At 63.8% G+C, this 15,688-nt stretch carries 15 protein-coding genes; 3 read left to right on the plus strand and 12 right to left on the minus strand.

The genetic code is table 11. From position 1 onward, the window contains the following. Positions 1-10: 10 nt before the first annotated feature. Positions 11-898 carry a DMT family transporter gene (locus FJ867_RS25180; RefSeq protein WP_140520663.1) on the minus strand — a complete coding sequence of 296 codons (888 nt, stop codon included), beginning with the start codon at positions 896-898 and terminating at the stop codon, positions 11-13. A 323-nt stretch (positions 899-1,221) separates the two neighbouring features. Here FJ867_RS25180 and FJ867_RS25185 point away from each other — a divergent pair, with 323 nt between their 5' ends. Both FJ867_RS25185 and FJ867_RS25190 read left to right on the plus strand, forming a co-directional pair. Then, positions 1,222-1,803, plus strand: a complete 582-nt coding sequence (locus tag FJ867_RS25185) for a VOC family protein (protein WP_140818874.1) — start codon at positions 1,222-1,224, stop codon at positions 1,801-1,803. A 27-nt stretch (positions 1,804-1,830) separates the two neighbouring features. After that, positions 1,831-2,718 carry a glutathione S-transferase family protein gene (locus FJ867_RS25190; protein WP_140818876.1) on the plus strand — a complete coding sequence of 296 codons (888 nt, stop codon included), beginning with the start codon at positions 1,831-1,833 and terminating at the stop codon, positions 2,716-2,718. Positions 2,719-2,871: 153 nt separating this feature from the next. On the opposite strand, the gene FJ867_RS25195 is transcribed toward FJ867_RS25190, so the two are convergent. Then, positions 2,872-4,383: a peptidase S10 gene (locus FJ867_RS25195; protein ID WP_140818878.1), complete on the minus strand. Its 1,512-nt coding sequence runs from the start codon at positions 4,381-4,383 to the stop codon at positions 2,872-2,874. Positions 4,384-4,901: 518 nt separating this feature from the next. Between FJ867_RS25195 and FJ867_RS25200 the strand changes: the two genes are divergently transcribed. Then, complete coding sequence (locus FJ867_RS25200) at positions 4,902-5,408, plus strand: OsmC family protein (protein ID WP_140494488.1); 507 nt, start codon at positions 4,902-4,904, stop codon at positions 5,406-5,408. 14 nt (positions 5,409-5,422) lie between these two features. Here FJ867_RS25200 and FJ867_RS25205 read toward each other — a convergent pair whose 3' ends face one another. The 10 genes from FJ867_RS25205 to FJ867_RS25250 form a co-directional block, all read right to left on the minus strand. Further along, positions 5,423-5,641, minus strand: a complete 219-nt coding sequence (locus FJ867_RS25205; protein WP_140633408.1) for a hypothetical protein — start codon at positions 5,639-5,641, stop codon at positions 5,423-5,425. Between the two features lie 148 nt (positions 5,642-5,789). Next, positions 5,790-6,425, minus strand: a complete 636-nt coding sequence (locus FJ867_RS25210) for a hypothetical protein (RefSeq protein ID WP_140555762.1) — start codon at positions 6,423-6,425, stop codon at positions 5,790-5,792. A gap of 82 nt (positions 6,426-6,507) precedes the next feature. Then, positions 6,508-7,263, minus strand: coding sequence for an SDR family NAD(P)-dependent oxidoreductase (locus tag FJ867_RS25215; RefSeq protein ID WP_140494482.1), 756 nt, complete (start codon positions 7,261-7,263; stop codon positions 6,508-6,510). A gap of 48 nt (positions 7,264-7,311) precedes the next feature. Continuing rightward, complete coding sequence (gene purF / locus FJ867_RS25220; RefSeq protein ID WP_140555758.1) at positions 7,312-8,781, minus strand: amidophosphoribosyltransferase; 1,470 nt, start codon at positions 8,779-8,781, stop codon at positions 7,312-7,314. Positions 8,782-8,902: 121 nt separating this feature from the next. After that, positions 8,903-9,574 (minus strand): CvpA family protein, encoded by a 672-nt coding sequence (locus tag FJ867_RS25225; RefSeq protein ID WP_140494478.1) that lies wholly within the window; start codon positions 9,572-9,574, stop codon positions 8,903-8,905. Positions 9,575-9,617: 43 nt separating this feature from the next. Beyond that, positions 9,618-11,021, minus strand: a complete 1,404-nt coding sequence (gene radA / locus FJ867_RS25230; RefSeq protein ID WP_140624552.1) for a DNA repair protein RadA — start codon at positions 11,019-11,021, stop codon at positions 9,618-9,620. Between the two features lie 87 nt (positions 11,022-11,108). Next, positions 11,109-12,599 carry a replicative DNA helicase gene (locus FJ867_RS25235; RefSeq protein WP_140494474.1) on the minus strand — a complete coding sequence of 497 codons (1,491 nt, stop codon included), beginning with the start codon at positions 12,597-12,599 and terminating at the stop codon, positions 11,109-11,111. Between the two features lie 225 nt (positions 12,600-12,824). Continuing rightward, positions 12,825-13,796: a small ribosomal subunit Rsm22 family protein gene (locus FJ867_RS25240; protein WP_140624553.1), complete on the minus strand. Its 972-nt coding sequence runs from the start codon at positions 13,794-13,796 to the stop codon at positions 12,825-12,827. A gap of 3 nt (positions 13,797-13,799) precedes the next feature. After that, positions 13,800-14,123 carry a YnfA family protein gene (locus FJ867_RS25245; protein ID WP_140624554.1) on the minus strand — a complete coding sequence of 108 codons (324 nt, stop codon included), beginning with the start codon at positions 14,121-14,123 and terminating at the stop codon, positions 13,800-13,802. 85 nt (positions 14,124-14,208) lie between these two features. Further along, on the minus strand, positions 14,209-15,501 hold the full coding sequence (locus FJ867_RS25250; RefSeq protein ID WP_140517844.1) for a cyclopropane-fatty-acyl-phospholipid synthase family protein: 1,293 nt from the start codon (positions 15,499-15,501) through the stop codon (positions 14,209-14,211). Between the last annotated feature and the right edge of the window lie 187 nt (positions 15,502-15,688).

Raw genomic sequence — 15,688 nt, forward strand, 5'->3', positions numbered from 1 at the left:
ATCTGGCCCGTCACAGCCGTTTGCGGAAATGCTCGCCGCCGACGATCAGCAGCCCTGCGGTGATGATGAGAGCAGCGCCGAAAAACACTTCGCGACGCGGCACGTCGCCCCAGATGGCGAAGCCGAGCGCGAAGGCCCACAACAGCGAAGTGTATTCCAGCGGCGCGATGATCGAGGCCGGCGTCCGTTTCATGCCTTCGAAGAGAAGATACTGCGCCAAGCCGCCGAGCGCGCCGACGCTGGCAAGCAGAAGCAGCTCGCTCCAGCCGGGCGTCTGCCACCAAACCAGCGCGGGCACCGCCGAGAATATCAGGAAATAGAAATTGTTGAGCATGAGCTGGATCATCGAGCGCTCGGCAAGTGCTGTCTTGCGCAACAGCACGATGGCGACGCCCCACAGGAAAGCGGCGGCCAGCACCAGCAGCACCGGCACGGACAGGCCGAGATGGGCAGGGTCGCAGGCGACAAAGACGCCGGCGAAGCCGATCGCCACCGCCAGCCAGCGCAGCATGGGCACTTTTTCGCCAAGCATCACCACCGAAAGCACGATGACGATGATCGGGGCCGCGTAATAGACGGTGGTCAGTTCGGCGAGCTGCAGGCTGCGCGCGGCATTGTAATAACAAAGCCACGCCGCCAGGGTGAAGACGCTGCGCAACAGCATCGGCCACACGATCGGCGACCGCGCCGTCTCCGCATAGAGATGCCGTCCGCCGATCGCCGCGCAGGCGGTCAGTATGGTGATGCTGCGGAAGAACAGGATCTGCCAGACACTCATGCCGGCTACCAGCAGCTTGATCGAAGCGTCCTGCGTCGAAAAAAGCAAATAGGCGGCGCCGGTCAGGAGGATACCGGCGAGAACCCTTTCGCGTGTTTCGAGAATGGCGACATCGGCCATGCGACAAGCGGCCTTGTGTGAAAACGGCTCCGGCCCCTGTCGGCTCCGCTCCCGCCAGCTATAGGGGCGAAACCTTGCATGGCGCTGCTCCAGCGCCGTGCTTGCGTTGGGGCAGGGCCGATCCCGATGCGGCTTCTGGCGCGGCGCGACTGATTGGTTTAGCATCGTCTCACAAAGCCGGCGCGTAAGGTTCGGCGAGCCAAGGGAACGGTGCGGATCAGGAAGCCAGCGCTCGCATAAGAGACGCCATTCGCATCATGCGCGGTGGGCCTGACAGCCGGCACTTACGGATATCGAAACGCCGACATCAGGGGGAGAACGCAATGCAGAAACTGCAATCGCAAGGCGTCCATCACATCACGCTGGTCGGCGCCGGTCGCCAGACATCGATCGATTTCTGGGAAGGCGTGCTGGGCATGCCTTTCATTTTCGAGCAACCCAACCTCGACAAGGCAGCCGAAAGCCATCTCTATTTCGATCCGGGCGACGGGCGGCTGATCACCATCTTTACCGACGAGACCCGCACGCCGGCAAAGCGCCGCACCCCGACCGATACCGGCTGCGTCCACCACATCGCCTTTGCCGTGTCGCGCGTGACCTTCCTGCAGGCGGTCGCCCGGCTTGACGAGCGCGCCATCAAGCACAGTGGCGTCAAGGACCGCGGTTTCATGGATTCGATCTATTTCGAGGATCCGCTTGGCCTGCTGATCGAACTTGCTTCCTACCGTTTCGAGCCGCCGGCCGGCTTTAGCCATGCCGACGTGCTGATGGAAGCGCACAAGCTCCGCGTCGCGCGTGGCGACTACAACATCGCCGAGGCGCATCTGGCCGACGCCATCCAGGCGCTGGTCGAGCGCTCGCGCGCGACATTGTCGGCCGACAGGACGCCGCGCAATCCATATTGATTTTTGAACAAGCAAAGGGAGGAACACATGGCAAAGACAGCGACGAAGGGTGCGAGGAAGCCGGCGGCCAAGGGCACACCAAAGGCTATGGCAAAACCAGCAGCAAAAGCTTCAGCCAAGCCGGCACCAAAAATATCGGCAAAGCCTTCGGCCAAGGCGACGTCAAAAGCAGCAACCGCCGGCAAAACCGCGTCCAGGACCAAGGGGAAATCGGCGAAGAACCCCGCCCTGATGATCAGCATGCTGAAGCCCAGCGTCAACAACATGACGGTTCGGGTGTTTGCCCGCGCCGCCGGGCTGGACCATGCCGAGGCCGACGCCTGGGGCAGCACGCGTTCGCCCGAATTCATGGCGCGCAACCCGGCCCATCTGACCCCGATGATCGAGGACAAGGGCCTGCCGCGAGGGGTGCTTTGGGAAAGCTGCGCCATCATGCAGTATCTCGCCAACAAGCACGGGCTGGAGAAATTCTACCCCAAGGCGCCTGCCAAGCGGGCGATGATCGACAGCGCCATGTTCTACCTGATCGGTACGCTCTATCCCTATGTGGCGCGCGCCACCTATCCGGCGCTCGGTTTCCCGCAATATGCCGGAGAGGTCGGCCACAGCGACGCTCATCCCGACAGGAAGGCCGAGGCCCAGAAGGCGGCGATCGCCGCCATCTCCGAACCGCTGGAGGTGTTCCACTCCTTCTTCAGGGACGGCAAGCCCTTCATTGGAGGCAAGAACCCGTCTATCGCCGATATCCGCCTGGCGGCGACACTCGAATTTCTCGCCGTCATCGACTATGCCCTGCCCGAATGGGCCAGCGACTACATGGCCGCGATGGAGAAGAAGCTCGGCAAGGCCTATGCAGACCCGGCCAGCGACGTGCGCGGCTACATTGCCCATGTGAAGTCACAGCCACGGGTGTGAGATCGCTTCGGCGCCGCAGGCCGGTTGAAGGCAGCCGGCGGCCAAGATGAACTGCGATGTCCTTCGCGGCTCCTTTGCCTGGAGGACAGAGGAGCGAACTGTCCCGCCAGCGTATCGCGGACTGCCCGTCACTCCGGTGTTTCCAAGCGACGCTTACTGCGTCGCTTGGTAAAGCTCCGCCGCCGCTGCCTTGAGCGCCCGCCTTCCGTCCGGCCTGAAATACATCATGTGTCCTCCGTCCAGCACATCGACGCGGATGGGCTTTGCACCGGCGAGCGTCGGTACCTGGTTCACCAGATAGCGAGATGCCAGATAGGGCGTGACGAGGTCGGTGTAGCCGTTGACGATGACGACGCCGAGCGCGGGATTGAGCGAGCGCGCCCGCTGCAGATCGTTCATCACGCCGGCATAGCCCTGCCGCGATGTGCCGTAGTCCCAATTGCGGCTGATCTCGCCATTGAGCAGCCGGTAGCTGACATCGGTGCGGTAGTTCAATTCGTCGCGGGCATAGCCGACAAAAGCCGAGGTCAATGCTGGAACGCTGCGGTCGAGCACAGGATCGGGTCCGGCGGTGCGAGCGCTTTCAGGAGCGATGTCGGCCGTGCCGATCATGGCGTCATAGGGGCTGAGCACCTTGCTTTTCGAGCGGGCAAACTCCCTCGCGAAAAGGCTGGTCGGTATACGCGCGAAATTCCGCTGCACGAGGTCGAGGGGCAGGCCGGTGATCTCGGCCACCCGCTGGCTCGCCAGCCGCCCGCCTTGCTCCAGCCCGCTGGCCAGCGCCGTGAGGTAGTCGCCAAGCGCATAGCGCTCGACCGCGGCCAACTGCGCCCGCAGCGCCTCGCCGGTAACGCCGTCGGCACTGAGCCGCACCGACGCCAGCGAGGGGAGTTCGAGAGCCCAGTGCAGCGGCTCGAATTCGTCGGGTTGCACCAGCATGAATTCCAGCGCCGGCGAGATCAGCACGATGCCGCTCGGGCTAAGGCCGACATCTTCCTGCAAAGTCCTGGCCAGCAGTGCCGCGCGAAACCCGCCATAGCTTTCCCCGGCAAGGAAAAGCGGCGAGCCGCTGCGGCCGTTCTGCGCCAGATAGAGCCGGATGAAGGCGCCGATCGAGCTGGCGTCCTGGTTGACGCCCCAGAAATCGTGGGTGTTCTGCCCGGGAGCCTCGCGGCTGTAGCCGGTGCCGACCGGATCGACAAAGACGAGGTCGGTCATGTCGAGCCAGCTGTCTGGATTGTCGACGATCTTTTGCGGTGGCGGCAGGAATTCGCCATCGGCTCCGGTCGTGATGATGCGCGGACCGAGCGCACCGAGATGCAGATAGGCGGAAGCCGCCCCGGGGCCGCCATTGAAGACGAAGGTAATGGGGCGTGGTGCCGTTTTTGCCGCGTCGGCCGGTGGCCGCAGCGTATAGGCGACATAAAAGATCTCCGCCGTGACGTCGGCCTTGCCTGAAAGCAGCGCCAGCGTGCCGGTCTTGGCCTGATAGTCCAGCTTGCGTCCGGCAACCGTGATCGAATGGCTGGTGACCTGCGGCGGCGGCAGCAGCGACAGCACACCGCCGGTCGGCGCCGGCCTCTCCGGCGTTTCAGCCAGGACAGGCTGTGCGAAGGCAGCAAGCATCAGCAGGATGAGAGAGATCAGTTTCAACTTGAACGGCATGACGCCTCCGCGAGAACGCTTGTCGCATAGCTATAGCCGATGCGATCGAAGTCAAAGGAAAGGCTTGTCCGGCTGAAGACGGATCGCCCGCCATCAAGCAACGAATCCGGGTCAGCGGGTTCCGTGCAAGCCTTCTCGACGCGCTATTGAGAGAGCATTGAATGAAAAAAACCGCCTGTACGGCGGGTCCGTGGCGCAACTCAGCACCATAACCAGAAATGTACCATAGCTGCCTTCACCCTGGCAAGAAAAAATTCCTATCAGGAGAAACCGTTGGCACACCCGACTGCCCATCGCCAGCCCTTGTTGACCCGAGTCGGTCACCAAAAAATGGGACGACGGCACTCGCACGGCTCAGACGGTCTTTGAGACCTCGTCCGTCAATGTCCATTTGGGATAGTGATTGCGCGCCTGTGTCCCAACGCGATGATTATGTTTGCTTTCCGGTGTGATCGGGTCAAATCTCGGTGGGTTGACGCATGCCAGCGCCAGAAACGATCGTCGAAAGGGGCAGCGAAATGGACGCCACCGCACTGAAGGCCATGCAGGCGCCGCTGAAAGAGACCTATCGCGATGATGCTTCGCGCGCGCTCATCACGCTCAGGGCCAGAGGCAGTCTCGATGACCAGTCGATCGCCTGCAAGGTCGAGACGGGCAGGGCTCTCGCGATTGCCGGTCTGCATCCCGCAACCGGCGGCTCGGGGCTCGAGCTTTGCTCGGGCGACATGCTGCTGGAGGCACTTGTGGCCTGCGCCGGCGTGACGCTCAAGGCGGTGGCGACGGCGCTCGAATTCAAGCTCGGCGCCGCCACGGTCGAGGCCGAAGGCGACCTTGATTTTCGCGGCACGCTTGGCGTTGCCAAGGATGCGCCGGTCGGTTTTCGCGCCATCAGGCTGAATTTCAGTCTCGACACCGATGAGCCGCAGGAGCGCATCGATTCCTTGCTGAAGCTGACCGAACGCTACTGCGTGGTGTTCCAGACCATCAACCAGAAGCCGGAGCTGACGGTCAGCGCACGGCGCTGACGCCGCATCGCGCCTTACTGCGCTGCCGGTTCCTCCGCGTCGCCCTCATCGGTGAAGGGTGACGCGCTCGGCACGCATTGCAGCGACCAGCCGGTCGGGGTCGGCTGCTTCTGGTATTCGGTGATGGCGGCGGTGCATTGTTCGCGCTTGTCGAACGTGCTGGGCAACACGACCATGCCGCCTTGCGGGCCGGCGATTACCAGGTACCAGACCAACGCTACGCTCGAAGCCATGGGAATTTCCTTGCTCTGCCCAGCCGGGCTTGTTGTGGGAATCTATGCGATCCTATCAACTCTGCGGAAATGACGAAAGCATGACCGCGACTCAGCTTTCCGCCGCCACATCACAGCCGCGTGATGTGGCGGGGCGGGCGAGGTCTGGTCAATTCGTTGCGAAACAATAGAACAGGCCATCGCCGCCGGTGCCTTTCAGCGCCTCCTGGCCGCAGCCGCCGCGCGAAGCATGCGAAGAGTTCCAGGATTTGGCGGCAGCTGAATCGTCGAGCCCGGTGCGGTCGTGATGGCCCATCATGGCTGCCCCTTCCGTGCCGCTCATCGTCCAGTCACCGCAGGTCTGGTCGGCGATCCTGGTGCCGTCGGGTTTCGAGCCGGTCAGCATATCGTGGCGGTTCGGCGTGTCGCCGCGGCCGTTCACCATCTCGCCTTTCTCGGTGAGCGCCGTCTGCTTGGTGATGCCGTTGGCATCGCCGTGCAGCGAGGCCACGTCGTCGGCTATCTTTACGCCCTTGGCATTCACCCACGGTCCCTTGCCGATGCGGTCGCGCGCATCCTCGGTGCTGGTCGACAGATATGCGGCCCAGGTCTTGCCGGTGACGCCGGCTGCTTCCGCCAGCGAGGCGCAATGCGCGTCGGCGCCCTTCAGGCCGCCGAGGTCTGCCCCTTTGCCCGAGCCGACGCTGGTGACGAAGAAGCTCATCTTGGCATCTTGTGACAAGGCTGTGCCGGCGGCCAAGGCTGAGGCAATGGCGGTGGCGGCGATGAGAATAAGTCTGCGCATGTCGGTCCTCCGGGTTTGAGCTTCGAATGTACATTCGAGGAACGCCGCCCGGAGCCGAATTCTTCCGATAAAAAAGATGCGGCTATTCCGGCTGTCGGTAGGCGACGAAACGGTTGTGCTTGGCCTGGAAGATCAATCCTGTCTCTTTCAGATCGGGGCTTGCCAGCGGCACGATGCGTTTGGCGATCTCGGAGGGATGCGGCAGCGTTTCCGGGTCCTCGCCGGGCACGGCCTGCGCGCGCATCGCGGTGCGGGTGGCCCCCGGATCGGCGGCATTGACGCGCAACGGCAGGCTCTGTGTCTCATGCGCCCAGGAGCGCATCATCGTCTCGACCGCCGCCTTGGAAGCCGCGTAGGGCGCCCAGAAGGCGCGCGCCGAATGTGCGGCATTGGACGACAGGATGATGGCCCGGCCGGCGTCGGAGAGCCGCAGCAGCGGGTCGACCGAGCGGATCAGCCGCCAGGTCGAGGTGACGTTGATGGTCATCACCTTCTCGAAGGTTTTGGCCTCGACATGGCCGATCGGCGAGATCACGCCGAGCACGCCCGCATTGGCGACGAGAATGTCGAGCTTGCCCCAGCGCTCATGGATGGCGCCGCCCAGGCGGTCGATGCCGGCCATGTCGGCAAGGTCGAGGGGCACCAGCGTCGCTTCGCCCTTGCCGGTTTTGGCGCGCTCGGCCTTGATCTGGTCGTCGAGTTCTTCCAGCCCGCCCACGGTGCGCGCCACGGCAATGACGTGGGCGCCGGCGGCAGCCAGTTCCCTGGCGATGAAGTAACCGATGCCGCGCGAGGCGCCGGTGACGACCGCAACGCGGCCGGAAAGGTCGAAGGTCATGCGATAGATTCCGGAAATATGGCTATGGCAACTTGCAGTGCGGCAATCCTATGCGCCGCTCGTCGCCAGCAGCGACAGCGTGCGCACATTGTCGTGGCCTTCGAAATCGAGCAGGCGGGTCGGATACTGGCCGGTGAAGCAGGCGTCGCAGAATTGCGGCTGCTCGTTGTCGCGGTTGGCCTCGCCGACGGCGCGATAGAGTCCGTCGATCGACAGGAAGCCGAGCGAATCGACGCGGATGAATTCGGCCATCTCCTCGATCGACATGCGTGATGCCAAAAGCTTCGATTTTTCCGGCGTGTCGACGCCGTAGAAGCAGGAGGCCCTGGTCGGCGGCGATGCGATGCGCATATGCACTTCCTTGGCGCCGGCGTCTCGCACCATCTGCACGATCTTCTGGCTGGTGGTGCCGCGCACGATGGAATCGTCGACCAGCACGACGCGCTTGCCCTCGATCATGCGGCGGTTGGCGTTGTGCTTCAGCTTGACGCCCATGTGGCGGATCGAATCGCCGGGCTGGATGAAGGTGCGGCCGACATAGTGGTTGCGGATGATGCCGAGCTCGAAGGGGATGCCCGCGGCTTGCGAAAAGCCGATTGCCGCCGGCGTGCCGGAATCCGGCACCGGCACGACGATGTCGGCCTCGACGGGATTTTCCTGCGCGAGTTCCGCGCCGATGCGCTTGCGCACCTCGTAGACGTTGCGGCCTTCGACCGAAGAGTCCGGGCGTGCGAAATAGACATATTCGAAAATGCAGAAGCGGGTCTTCTGCGGCTCGAACGGGAACAGGCTCTCGATGCCCTTGGAGGTAACGACGACCATCTCGCCTGGCTTCAGGTCGCGCACGAAACGCGCGCCGATGATGTCCAGCGCGCAGGTTTCGGAGGCCAGGATCCAGGCACCGTCGAGGTCACCCAGTACCAGCGGGCGGATGCCGAGCGGGTCACGGCAACCGATCATCTTCTTGGCCGTCATCGCCACCAGCGAAAAGGCGCCCTCGACCTGGCGCACCGCATCGATGAAGCGCGAGTTGAGATCGCGCTCCTTGCTGGTGGCGACGAGGTGCAGAAGCGTCTCGGTGTCGGAGGTCGAGGAGAAGATCGCGCCTTGCTTCTGCAGCGCGCGCTGCACGGTCATGGCGTTGGTCAGATTGCCGTTATGGGCCACGGCAAAACCGCCATCGGCCAGTTCGGCGAAGAAGGGCTGGATGTTGCGCATGCCGGCGCCGCCGGTCGTGGCGTAGCGCGTGTGGCCGATGGCGCGATTGCCTTGCAGGCTGTCGATGACGCGTTGCTTGGTGAAGGTGTCGCCGATCAGGCCGACATGGCGTTCGACATGAAACTGGGTGCCGTCGTAGGAGACGATGCCGGCCGCTTCCTGGCCGCGATGCTGCAGCGCGTGCAGGCCGAGCGTGACGATGGCCGCCGCGTCCTGCCGGCCGAAAATGCCGAACACGCCGCATTCGTCGTGGAAGTGATCGTCAGCTTCCGCGGAAAGCACGTGGTCTGCGTCTGCCATGGGGCTCAAGCTCCGCTAAAATCGCCATATAAGGCGACAGCGCCGTAAAAGCAACGCGCCCGGCGATGGTTCACGATCACCGCCAGTCTCGGGCGCCTGTTCTGCGGCGCCCGATCACTCATCAATTCGCCGGCGCCGCCGGGGCCGGATTGGCCGGTGCGTTGTCAGCGGGAGGCGTTCCGGCATCGCTATCGTCAGGAGCCGGCGCATTGGCATCGTCCCCTCCCGCCGGGGCATCCGTGGCCGGTGCGTCCGGTGCGGCGGGCGTTTCGGCGGCCGGCTGATTCGGATTGAGCTTCTTGAGGATGGCGTTTTCCGGATCCTCGGGCAGCAGGCTTTCAAGCTTGGCGCCGATCTGTTCCAGCAGCGGCCGCGACTTGGCCTCCGTGACCCAGGCCGGTGCCTTGGCGCCGGCCAGCCAATTGAAGAACAGCAGGGCCACGGCAACCACCAGAATGCCGCGGGCGGCGCCATAGAGGAAGCCGAGCGTGCGGTCGAGCGCGCCGATGCGGGAATCGATGATCCAGTCGGCGAGCTTCATGGTGATGACGCTGACGACGATCAAAGCGATGATGAAGACGACGCCGGCGGAGGCCGCCATGGCGATCTTTTCATTGTCGATGTAGGGTTTCAGGTAGGGCAGCACGGGCTTGTAGAAAAAGAACGCCGCCGCGGCTGCCGCCGCCCAGGACACGATGGACAGGACCTCGCGTGAAAAGCCGCGAACCATGGCGAGCATCGCCGAGACCAGGGTGAAGCCGACGAGAATTCCGTCAAGCAGCGTTATCGGCATCTTTGTCGCCCCACTCCCTGTCGCTCACCACCAGGTGAGCCCGTCATTCTTCGTCGTTGGCGCGGCTGCGCCGTGAGCCGGCTATGCGCGCCACGAGGTCGGCGAGCTCGGTGGGCTGGAAAGCGCCGGCCCCGATTCCTCCGGCAAGTTCCTCGCTGCCCAAGGGCAGAACCGCGCTTGCGAAACCCAGCTTTTCGGCCTCCTTGAGACGCTGCTGCGCATGCGCAACCGGCCTCACGGCGCCAGAAAGGCTGATTTCGCCGAAATAGACGCAATCGGCGGGAAGGGCAAGACCGGTGAGCGAGGAAACCAGTGCGGCCGCCACCGCCACATCGGCCGCGGGCTCGGAAATGCGGTAGCCGCCGGCTACGTTCAGATAGACGTCCTGTTGGCCGAAGCGCACGCAGCAATGCGCCTCGAGCACCGCCAGGATCATCGACAGCCGGGCGCCGTCCCAGCCAACGACGGCGCGGCGCGGCGTGCCGAGCGAGGAGGGCGCGACCAGCGCCTGGATTTCGACCAGCACCGGCCTTGTGCCTTCCATGCCGGCGAAAACCGCCGCTCCCGGCGATTTCGCGTGGCGCTCACCGAGGAACAGCTCGGACGGATTGGCAACCTCGCGCAGCCCCTTGTCCGACATTTCGAAGACGCCGATCTCGTCGGTCGGCCCGAAACGGTTCTTGACGGTGCGCAGGATACGGTAGTGATGGCCGCCTTCGCCCTCGAAATAGAGCACGGCGTCGACCATGTGCTCGACGACGCGCGGGCCGGCGATCTGGCCTTCCTTGGTGACATGGCCGACAAGCACGATCGCAGCGCCTGTGGATTTAGCATAGCGGATCATCGCCTGGGCGGCGGCACGCACCTGGGTAACGGTGCCGGGCGCCGAATCGGCGAGGTCGGTCCACAGCGTCTGGATGGAATCAAGAATCACCAGGTCCGGCCGCTTGCCATCGGCGATCGTGGCAAGAATATCCTCGACATTGGTCTCGGCCGCGAGCTCGACCGGCGAGGAAGCAACGCCGAGGCGCTGCGCGCGCAGCCTGATCTGGGCGACCGCCTCCTCACCCGAGACATAGACGATGCGGTGGCCCCTCGAGGCAAGGGCAGCAGCAGCCTGGGTGAGCAGCGTCGACTTGCCGATACCGGGATCGCCGCCGACCAGCAGCGCCGAGCCGCGCACGAAGCCGCCGCCCGTGGCGCGGTCGAGCTCACCGATGCCCGACACGATGCGCGGCGCGTCCTCGATATCGCCGGAAAGCGTGGTCAGCACCACCGCGCGGCCCTTGCGTGCGTTGCGCGTATTGGCCGGCCCGGAACCGATGCCGCCGGACGTACCTTCCTCGACCAGCGTGTTCCATTCGCCGCAGGCGTCGCATTTTCCGGCCCAGCGCTGATGCACCGATCCGCAGTTCTGGCAGATGAACTGGACGCGGGATTTAGCCATTAGCGAGGCCTGCTTCGGGATCGCCGATGCTGGATAGGTGGGCGGGACAGAGGGGGTTTGACGGAGCGTGACGGTGAGTCAAAAAAGCTACTCAAACCTTTCCGCGATATGATGTTCCTCCGCCAGATCCGAGAAGCGGGTAAATTCGCCGTGGAAGGCTAGCGTGACCGTGCCCGTTGGTCCGTGACGCTGCTTGGCCACGATCACCTCGGCCTTGCCGCGCATCTCGTTCATCTCGTTTTCCCACTTGATGTACTCGTCGGTGCCGAGCTTCGGCTCGCGGTTCTTGAGGTAGTATTCCTCGCGGTAGACGAAGATCACGACGTCGGCGTCCTGCTCGATCGAGCCGGATTCGCGCAAGTCCGAGAGCTGCGGGCGCTTGTCGTCGCGGCTTTCAACCTGTCGCGAGAGCTGCGACAGCGCGATGATCGGCACCGCGAGCTCCTTGGCCAGTGCCTTGAGGCCGGTGGTGATCTCGGTGATTTCCTGCACGCGGTTCTGCGAGGCCCTGGCGCTGGAGCCCTGCATCAGCTGGATATAGTCGATGACGATGAGGTCGAGGCCGCGCTGGCGCTTCAGGCGCCGGGCGCGGGCCGAGAGCTGGGCGATCGAGATGCCGCCGGTCTGGTCGATGAACAGCGGAATCTTCTGCATGGTCTGCGAACAGGCGACCAGCTTTTCGAAGTCCATTTCGGTAATCTCGCCGCGGCGGATCTTCGAGGAGGAGATTTCCGTCTGTTCGGAGATGATACGGGTCGCGAGCTGTTCCGACGACATTTCGAGCGAGAAGAAGCCGACGACACCGCCATTCGCCGCCTTGAACGACCCGTCGGCCTGCTGCGCCGGCACATAGGCCTCGGCGACGTTGAAAGCGATGTTGGTGGCGAGCGACGTCTTGCCCATGCCCGGACGGCCGGCAAGGACGATCAGATCGGACGATTGCAGGCCGCCCATGCGGCGGTCGAGGTCGCGCATGCCGGTGGCCAGCCCCGACAGGTGGCCGTCGCGCATGTAGGCGGCGTTGGCCATGTCGACCGCGGTCTTGACCGCGTCGGTGAAGCTCTCGAAGCCGCCGTCATAGCGTCCGGTTTCGGCCAGCTCGAACAGGCGCCGTTCGGCATCCTCGATCTGCTCGGACGGCGACATGTCGACCGGCGCGTCATAGGCGATGTTGACCATGTCCTCGCCGACGGTGATCAGGGCGCGACGCGTCGCAAGGTCATAGATGGCGCGACCGTAATCTGCGGCGTTGACGACCGTGACGGCTTCGACCGCCAGGCGCACGACATATTGTGCTACCGTCATGTCGCCGACCTTCTCGTCGGCCGGCAGGAAGGTCTTCAGCGTGATCGGCGTTGCCACCTTGCCCATGCGAATGAGCTCTGCCGCGATCTCGAAGATCTTGCGATGCAGGGGTTCGTAAAAGTGGCTGGCCTTCAGGAAGTCGGAGACGCGATAGAAGGCATCGTTGTTGACCAGGATCGCGCCGAGCAGCGCCTGTTCCGCCTCGATGTTGTTCGGCGCCTCGCGATAGAGCGGTTGCTCCGCCACGCCGAATTTCCGCGCTGCCTCTGCCATGATGTCCCCGATTTCGATCCCGGTCTCTCGATATCAGAATCGGAAAATTGAGTGCTGACTTATCTGCAACAGTTATCACCCAAGCAGATTTGATGCCCACTGTTCACAGAAACAAAAAACCGTCCACAGGACAGTATTCCCGTGCCCTGATTCCGATTGACTCGACAAGGTGCTGATTCTACGCGACGGTTTGGAACAAAGCAAGAACGATCGTCACCCGAATCCCTACGCTGTATCGAGCACATCGCCCCAGTCCGACCGCCGTGCCGCCTTGAACAGTTCACCGTCACGCTTGCTGAAAAGCGTCTCTCCGGCACTGCCGTCCGGCCGGCAAAGCTTGAGCGCCGCCTTGCCCGAGCCGGTTTTCGGTGGCGCGATCACCCGCGCCGCGCGGACTGGCGCCGGCTGCCTCGAAGCCGCGACATAGATGAACTTCTCGTCCTCCCATGGCACTTCGGCGTCCTTGGCCAGCCGGTGCAGGCGCGAGCGGGCGACGCGCCGCGAAAAGTGGCACCAGTCGGGCGCGATGAGCGGGCAGGGGGCTTCGTGCGGGCAAGGTGCCAGCACATGCGCGCCCGCTTCTATCAGTTGCCGGCGAACCGCGAGAACACGCTGCCAGCCCGCCGGCGTGCCCGGCTCCACGATCAGCAGCGTGTCTGTCGTGAGCTGCCACAGCCGATCGACCATTTTGGGCAGGGATGCCGGTGCGATCTCGTCCAGCACATAGGCGCAGGTGACCAGGTCCGCCGGCTGCAAACCGTCAAGGTCGATGGTCACGTCGCCGGCCTGCCAGGCGATCCGGGCAGCGATCGCATCGGCGGCAAGCGCCTCGCCGACCTTGCGCACCGCAGCACTGGCTTCCAGCAAAACCGCCTGTTGAAGACCGGGCCACAGGTCCGCCGTCGCCCAAAGCACCGTGCCCGGGCCGGCGCCGACATCGAGCAGGGTTTCCGGCGCGAATTCCGGCTGCGCTTCGTTCACCGCGTCGAGACTGGCGCGGACGGCGGCATAGGTCGCCGGCAGCCGCGTCGCCAGATAAGCCTTGACCGCCATATCCTGCGCCATATGCAGGCGACCGTCGCGCATCTCGGCGCGGTAACGGTCCGACAGGGTTTTCGCCGCCTGCCTGAGCACCGGTAGCGGCACATTTTCGAGGGCACGATCGACAGCCTGTCGAAGCGGGGCAGGCAGTTCCACGGCTCATGCCCCTCGTGGTGCGAGCAGGATGACAGAGGCGCCCACTATGCAGAGCGTCGCCCCCGCAAGGTCCCACCGGTCGGGACGCACGCTTTCCACCAACCAAAGCCAAGCCAGCGACGCCGCGATGTAGATGCCGCCATAGGCGGCATAGGCGCGGCCGGCCGCGCTGGTGTCGACCAGGGCCAGAAGCCAGGCGAAGAGAACGAGCGAAACGAAACCTGGCAGCAGCCACAGCGGCGATTTCTCCAGCCGCCACCACGCCCACACCGAAAAACAGCCAGCGATCTCGGCGAGCGCCGCGGCTGCATAGAGGAGGTAGGTCATGAAAAAGGCCTCGCGACGATCACGAGGCCTTTTTCAGGGCACGAGCCGGGAATGGCAAGCGCCAATGCGGCAAAGCGGTCTGTTCCTATTCCGCCACCTTGCGGCGCCGGGCGGGCTTGGCGGCCTCTTCGACCGGAGCCGCTTCGCGATGGCCCATGTCGCGCATTTCGAGCGCCTTTTCACATTTGACCATATAGTCGCGCGCCATCGGCAGGGTGTCGTTCTTCCTGGCAAGCTGGATCTGGAAGATGACCAGATCCTGCCAGCGGAAGGCGGCTTCCGAGGCTGCCAGATAGAATTCCCACATGCGGCAGAAGCGTTCGTCATAGATCGCCTTGGCCTTGTCGCGGTTGGCGGCGAAGCGCTGGCCCCAATGCTTCAACGTGTCGGCATAATGGAGCCGCAGGATTTCGATGTCCGTGACGACGAGGCCTGACTTCTCGATCGCCGGCATGACTTCGGAAAGCGCGGGAATGTAGCCGCCCGGGAAGATGTATTTGCGGATGAAGGCGCTGGTCGCCCACGGCACGCCGGAGCGGCCGATCGTGTGCAGGAGCATGACGCCATCAGGCTTCAGCAACGTCGCGCTCTTGTCGAAGAAAGTGCGGTAGTGATTGACCCCGACATGTTCGAACATGCCGACCGAAACGATGCGGTCGAAGCGTTCGTTGAGTTCGCGGTAATCCTTCAGCTCGAAGTGAACGTGGTTTTCCAGGCCCTGGGCATGCGCCCGGTCGGTGGCGACGCCGTGCTGCTCGGTCGACAGTGTCACGCCCTGTACGTCGACGTCGAAGGCCTTGGCAAGGTAGAGGCCTAGCCCGCCCCAGCCGGAGCCGATGTCGAGCACCGTCTGCCCGGCCTTCAGCCTGAGCTTGGCGGCGATGTGGCGCTTCTTGGCTGCCTGCGCCTCGTCCAGCGTCATGTCCGGCTGCTCGAAATAGGCGCAGGAATACTGCATGTCCTCATCGAGGAAGAGCCGGTAAAGGTCACCCGACAGATCATAGTGGCGCTGCACGTTGCGGCGCGAACGCGACGCGGTGTTGATCTGCTGCAGGCGGCGGAAAGCGTGGCGCAGGCCTTCGATGGCTTTCGACCACGTCGCGTCGATGCCGCCGCTGCCCATGTTCTGGAAAGCGATGCGCATCAGGCCAAGGACGCCGCCCTCGAGGATGTCGAGTTCGCCATCCATGTAGGCTTCCGGCACGGCCAGCATCGGATCGAAAGTAATGGCGCGCTCGGCGTGCCTGGTTTTGATGTGCAGGTGCACCGGCTCGCCGCTGCCGTCACCGAACACGAATGTCGTGCCCTGTGGGCCGGTCACCTTGAGATTGCCTGTGCGCACCAGGCGGTCCAGAACGCGTTTCAACAGAATATTCATGACCCAAATGTCCCCTCTCGGTCAGACAGGCTGTCCTACTCTGCATCAATATATAGGGTTTCGAAAAGTTCCTTTTGGCACAAAAATGCCCAGGTGGTGAACCCGGGCATTGGTCCAGTCTGGCTTGAACTGCCAGTCTGATCGGAGCTGCCAGTCTGATCGGAGCTGATTGGCCGAAGCCGAATGC

The organism is Mesorhizobium sp. B2-5-3 (genome assembly GCF_006441005.1).
Taxonomy (GTDB): domain Bacteria; phylum Pseudomonadota; class Alphaproteobacteria; order Rhizobiales; family Rhizobiaceae; genus Mesorhizobium.

Coding starts and splice junctions, on each gene's coding strand:
- FJ867_RS25180 (WP_140520663.1), bottom strand. CDS start 898: ATGGCCGATGTCGCCATTCTCGAAACACGCGAAAGGGTTCTCGCCGGT.
- FJ867_RS25185 (WP_140818874.1), top strand. CDS start 1,222: ATGCAGAAACTGCAATCGCAAGGCGTCCATCACATCACGCTGGTCGGC.
- FJ867_RS25190 (WP_140818876.1), top strand. CDS start 1,831: ATGGCAAAGACAGCGACGAAGGGTGCGAGGAAGCCGGCGGCCAAGGGC.
- FJ867_RS25195 (WP_140818878.1), bottom strand. CDS start 4,383: ATGCCGTTCAAGTTGAAACTGATCTCTCTCATCCTGCTGATGCTTGCT.
- FJ867_RS25200 (WP_140494488.1), top strand. CDS start 4,902: ATGGACGCCACCGCACTGAAGGCCATGCAGGCGCCGCTGAAAGAGACC.
- FJ867_RS25205 (WP_140633408.1), bottom strand. CDS start 5,641: ATGGCTTCGAGCGTAGCGTTGGTCTGGTACCTGGTAATCGCCGGCCCG.
- FJ867_RS25210 (WP_140555762.1), bottom strand. CDS start 6,425: ATGCGCAGACTTATTCTCATCGCCGCCACCGCCATTGCCTCAGCCTTG.
- FJ867_RS25215 (WP_140494482.1), bottom strand. CDS start 7,263: ATGACCTTCGACCTTTCCGGCCGCGTTGCGGTCGTCACCGGCGCCTCG.
- purF (WP_140555758.1), bottom strand. CDS start 8,781: ATGGCAGACGCAGACCACGTGCTTTCCGCGGAAGCTGACGATCACTTC.
- FJ867_RS25225 (WP_140494478.1), bottom strand. CDS start 9,574: ATGCCGATAACGCTGCTTGACGGAATTCTCGTCGGCTTCACCCTGGTC.
- radA (WP_140624552.1), bottom strand. CDS start 11,021: ATGGCTAAATCCCGCGTCCAGTTCATCTGCCAGAACTGCGGATCGGTG.
- FJ867_RS25235 (WP_140494474.1), bottom strand. CDS start 12,599: ATGGCAGAGGCAGCGCGGAAATTCGGCGTGGCGGAGCAACCGCTCTAT.
- FJ867_RS25245 (WP_140624554.1), bottom strand. CDS start 14,123: ATGACCTACCTCCTCTATGCAGCCGCGGCGCTCGCCGAGATCGCTGGC.
- FJ867_RS25250 (WP_140517844.1), bottom strand. CDS start 15,501: ATGAATATTCTGTTGAAACGCGTTCTGGACCGCCTGGTGCGCACAGGC.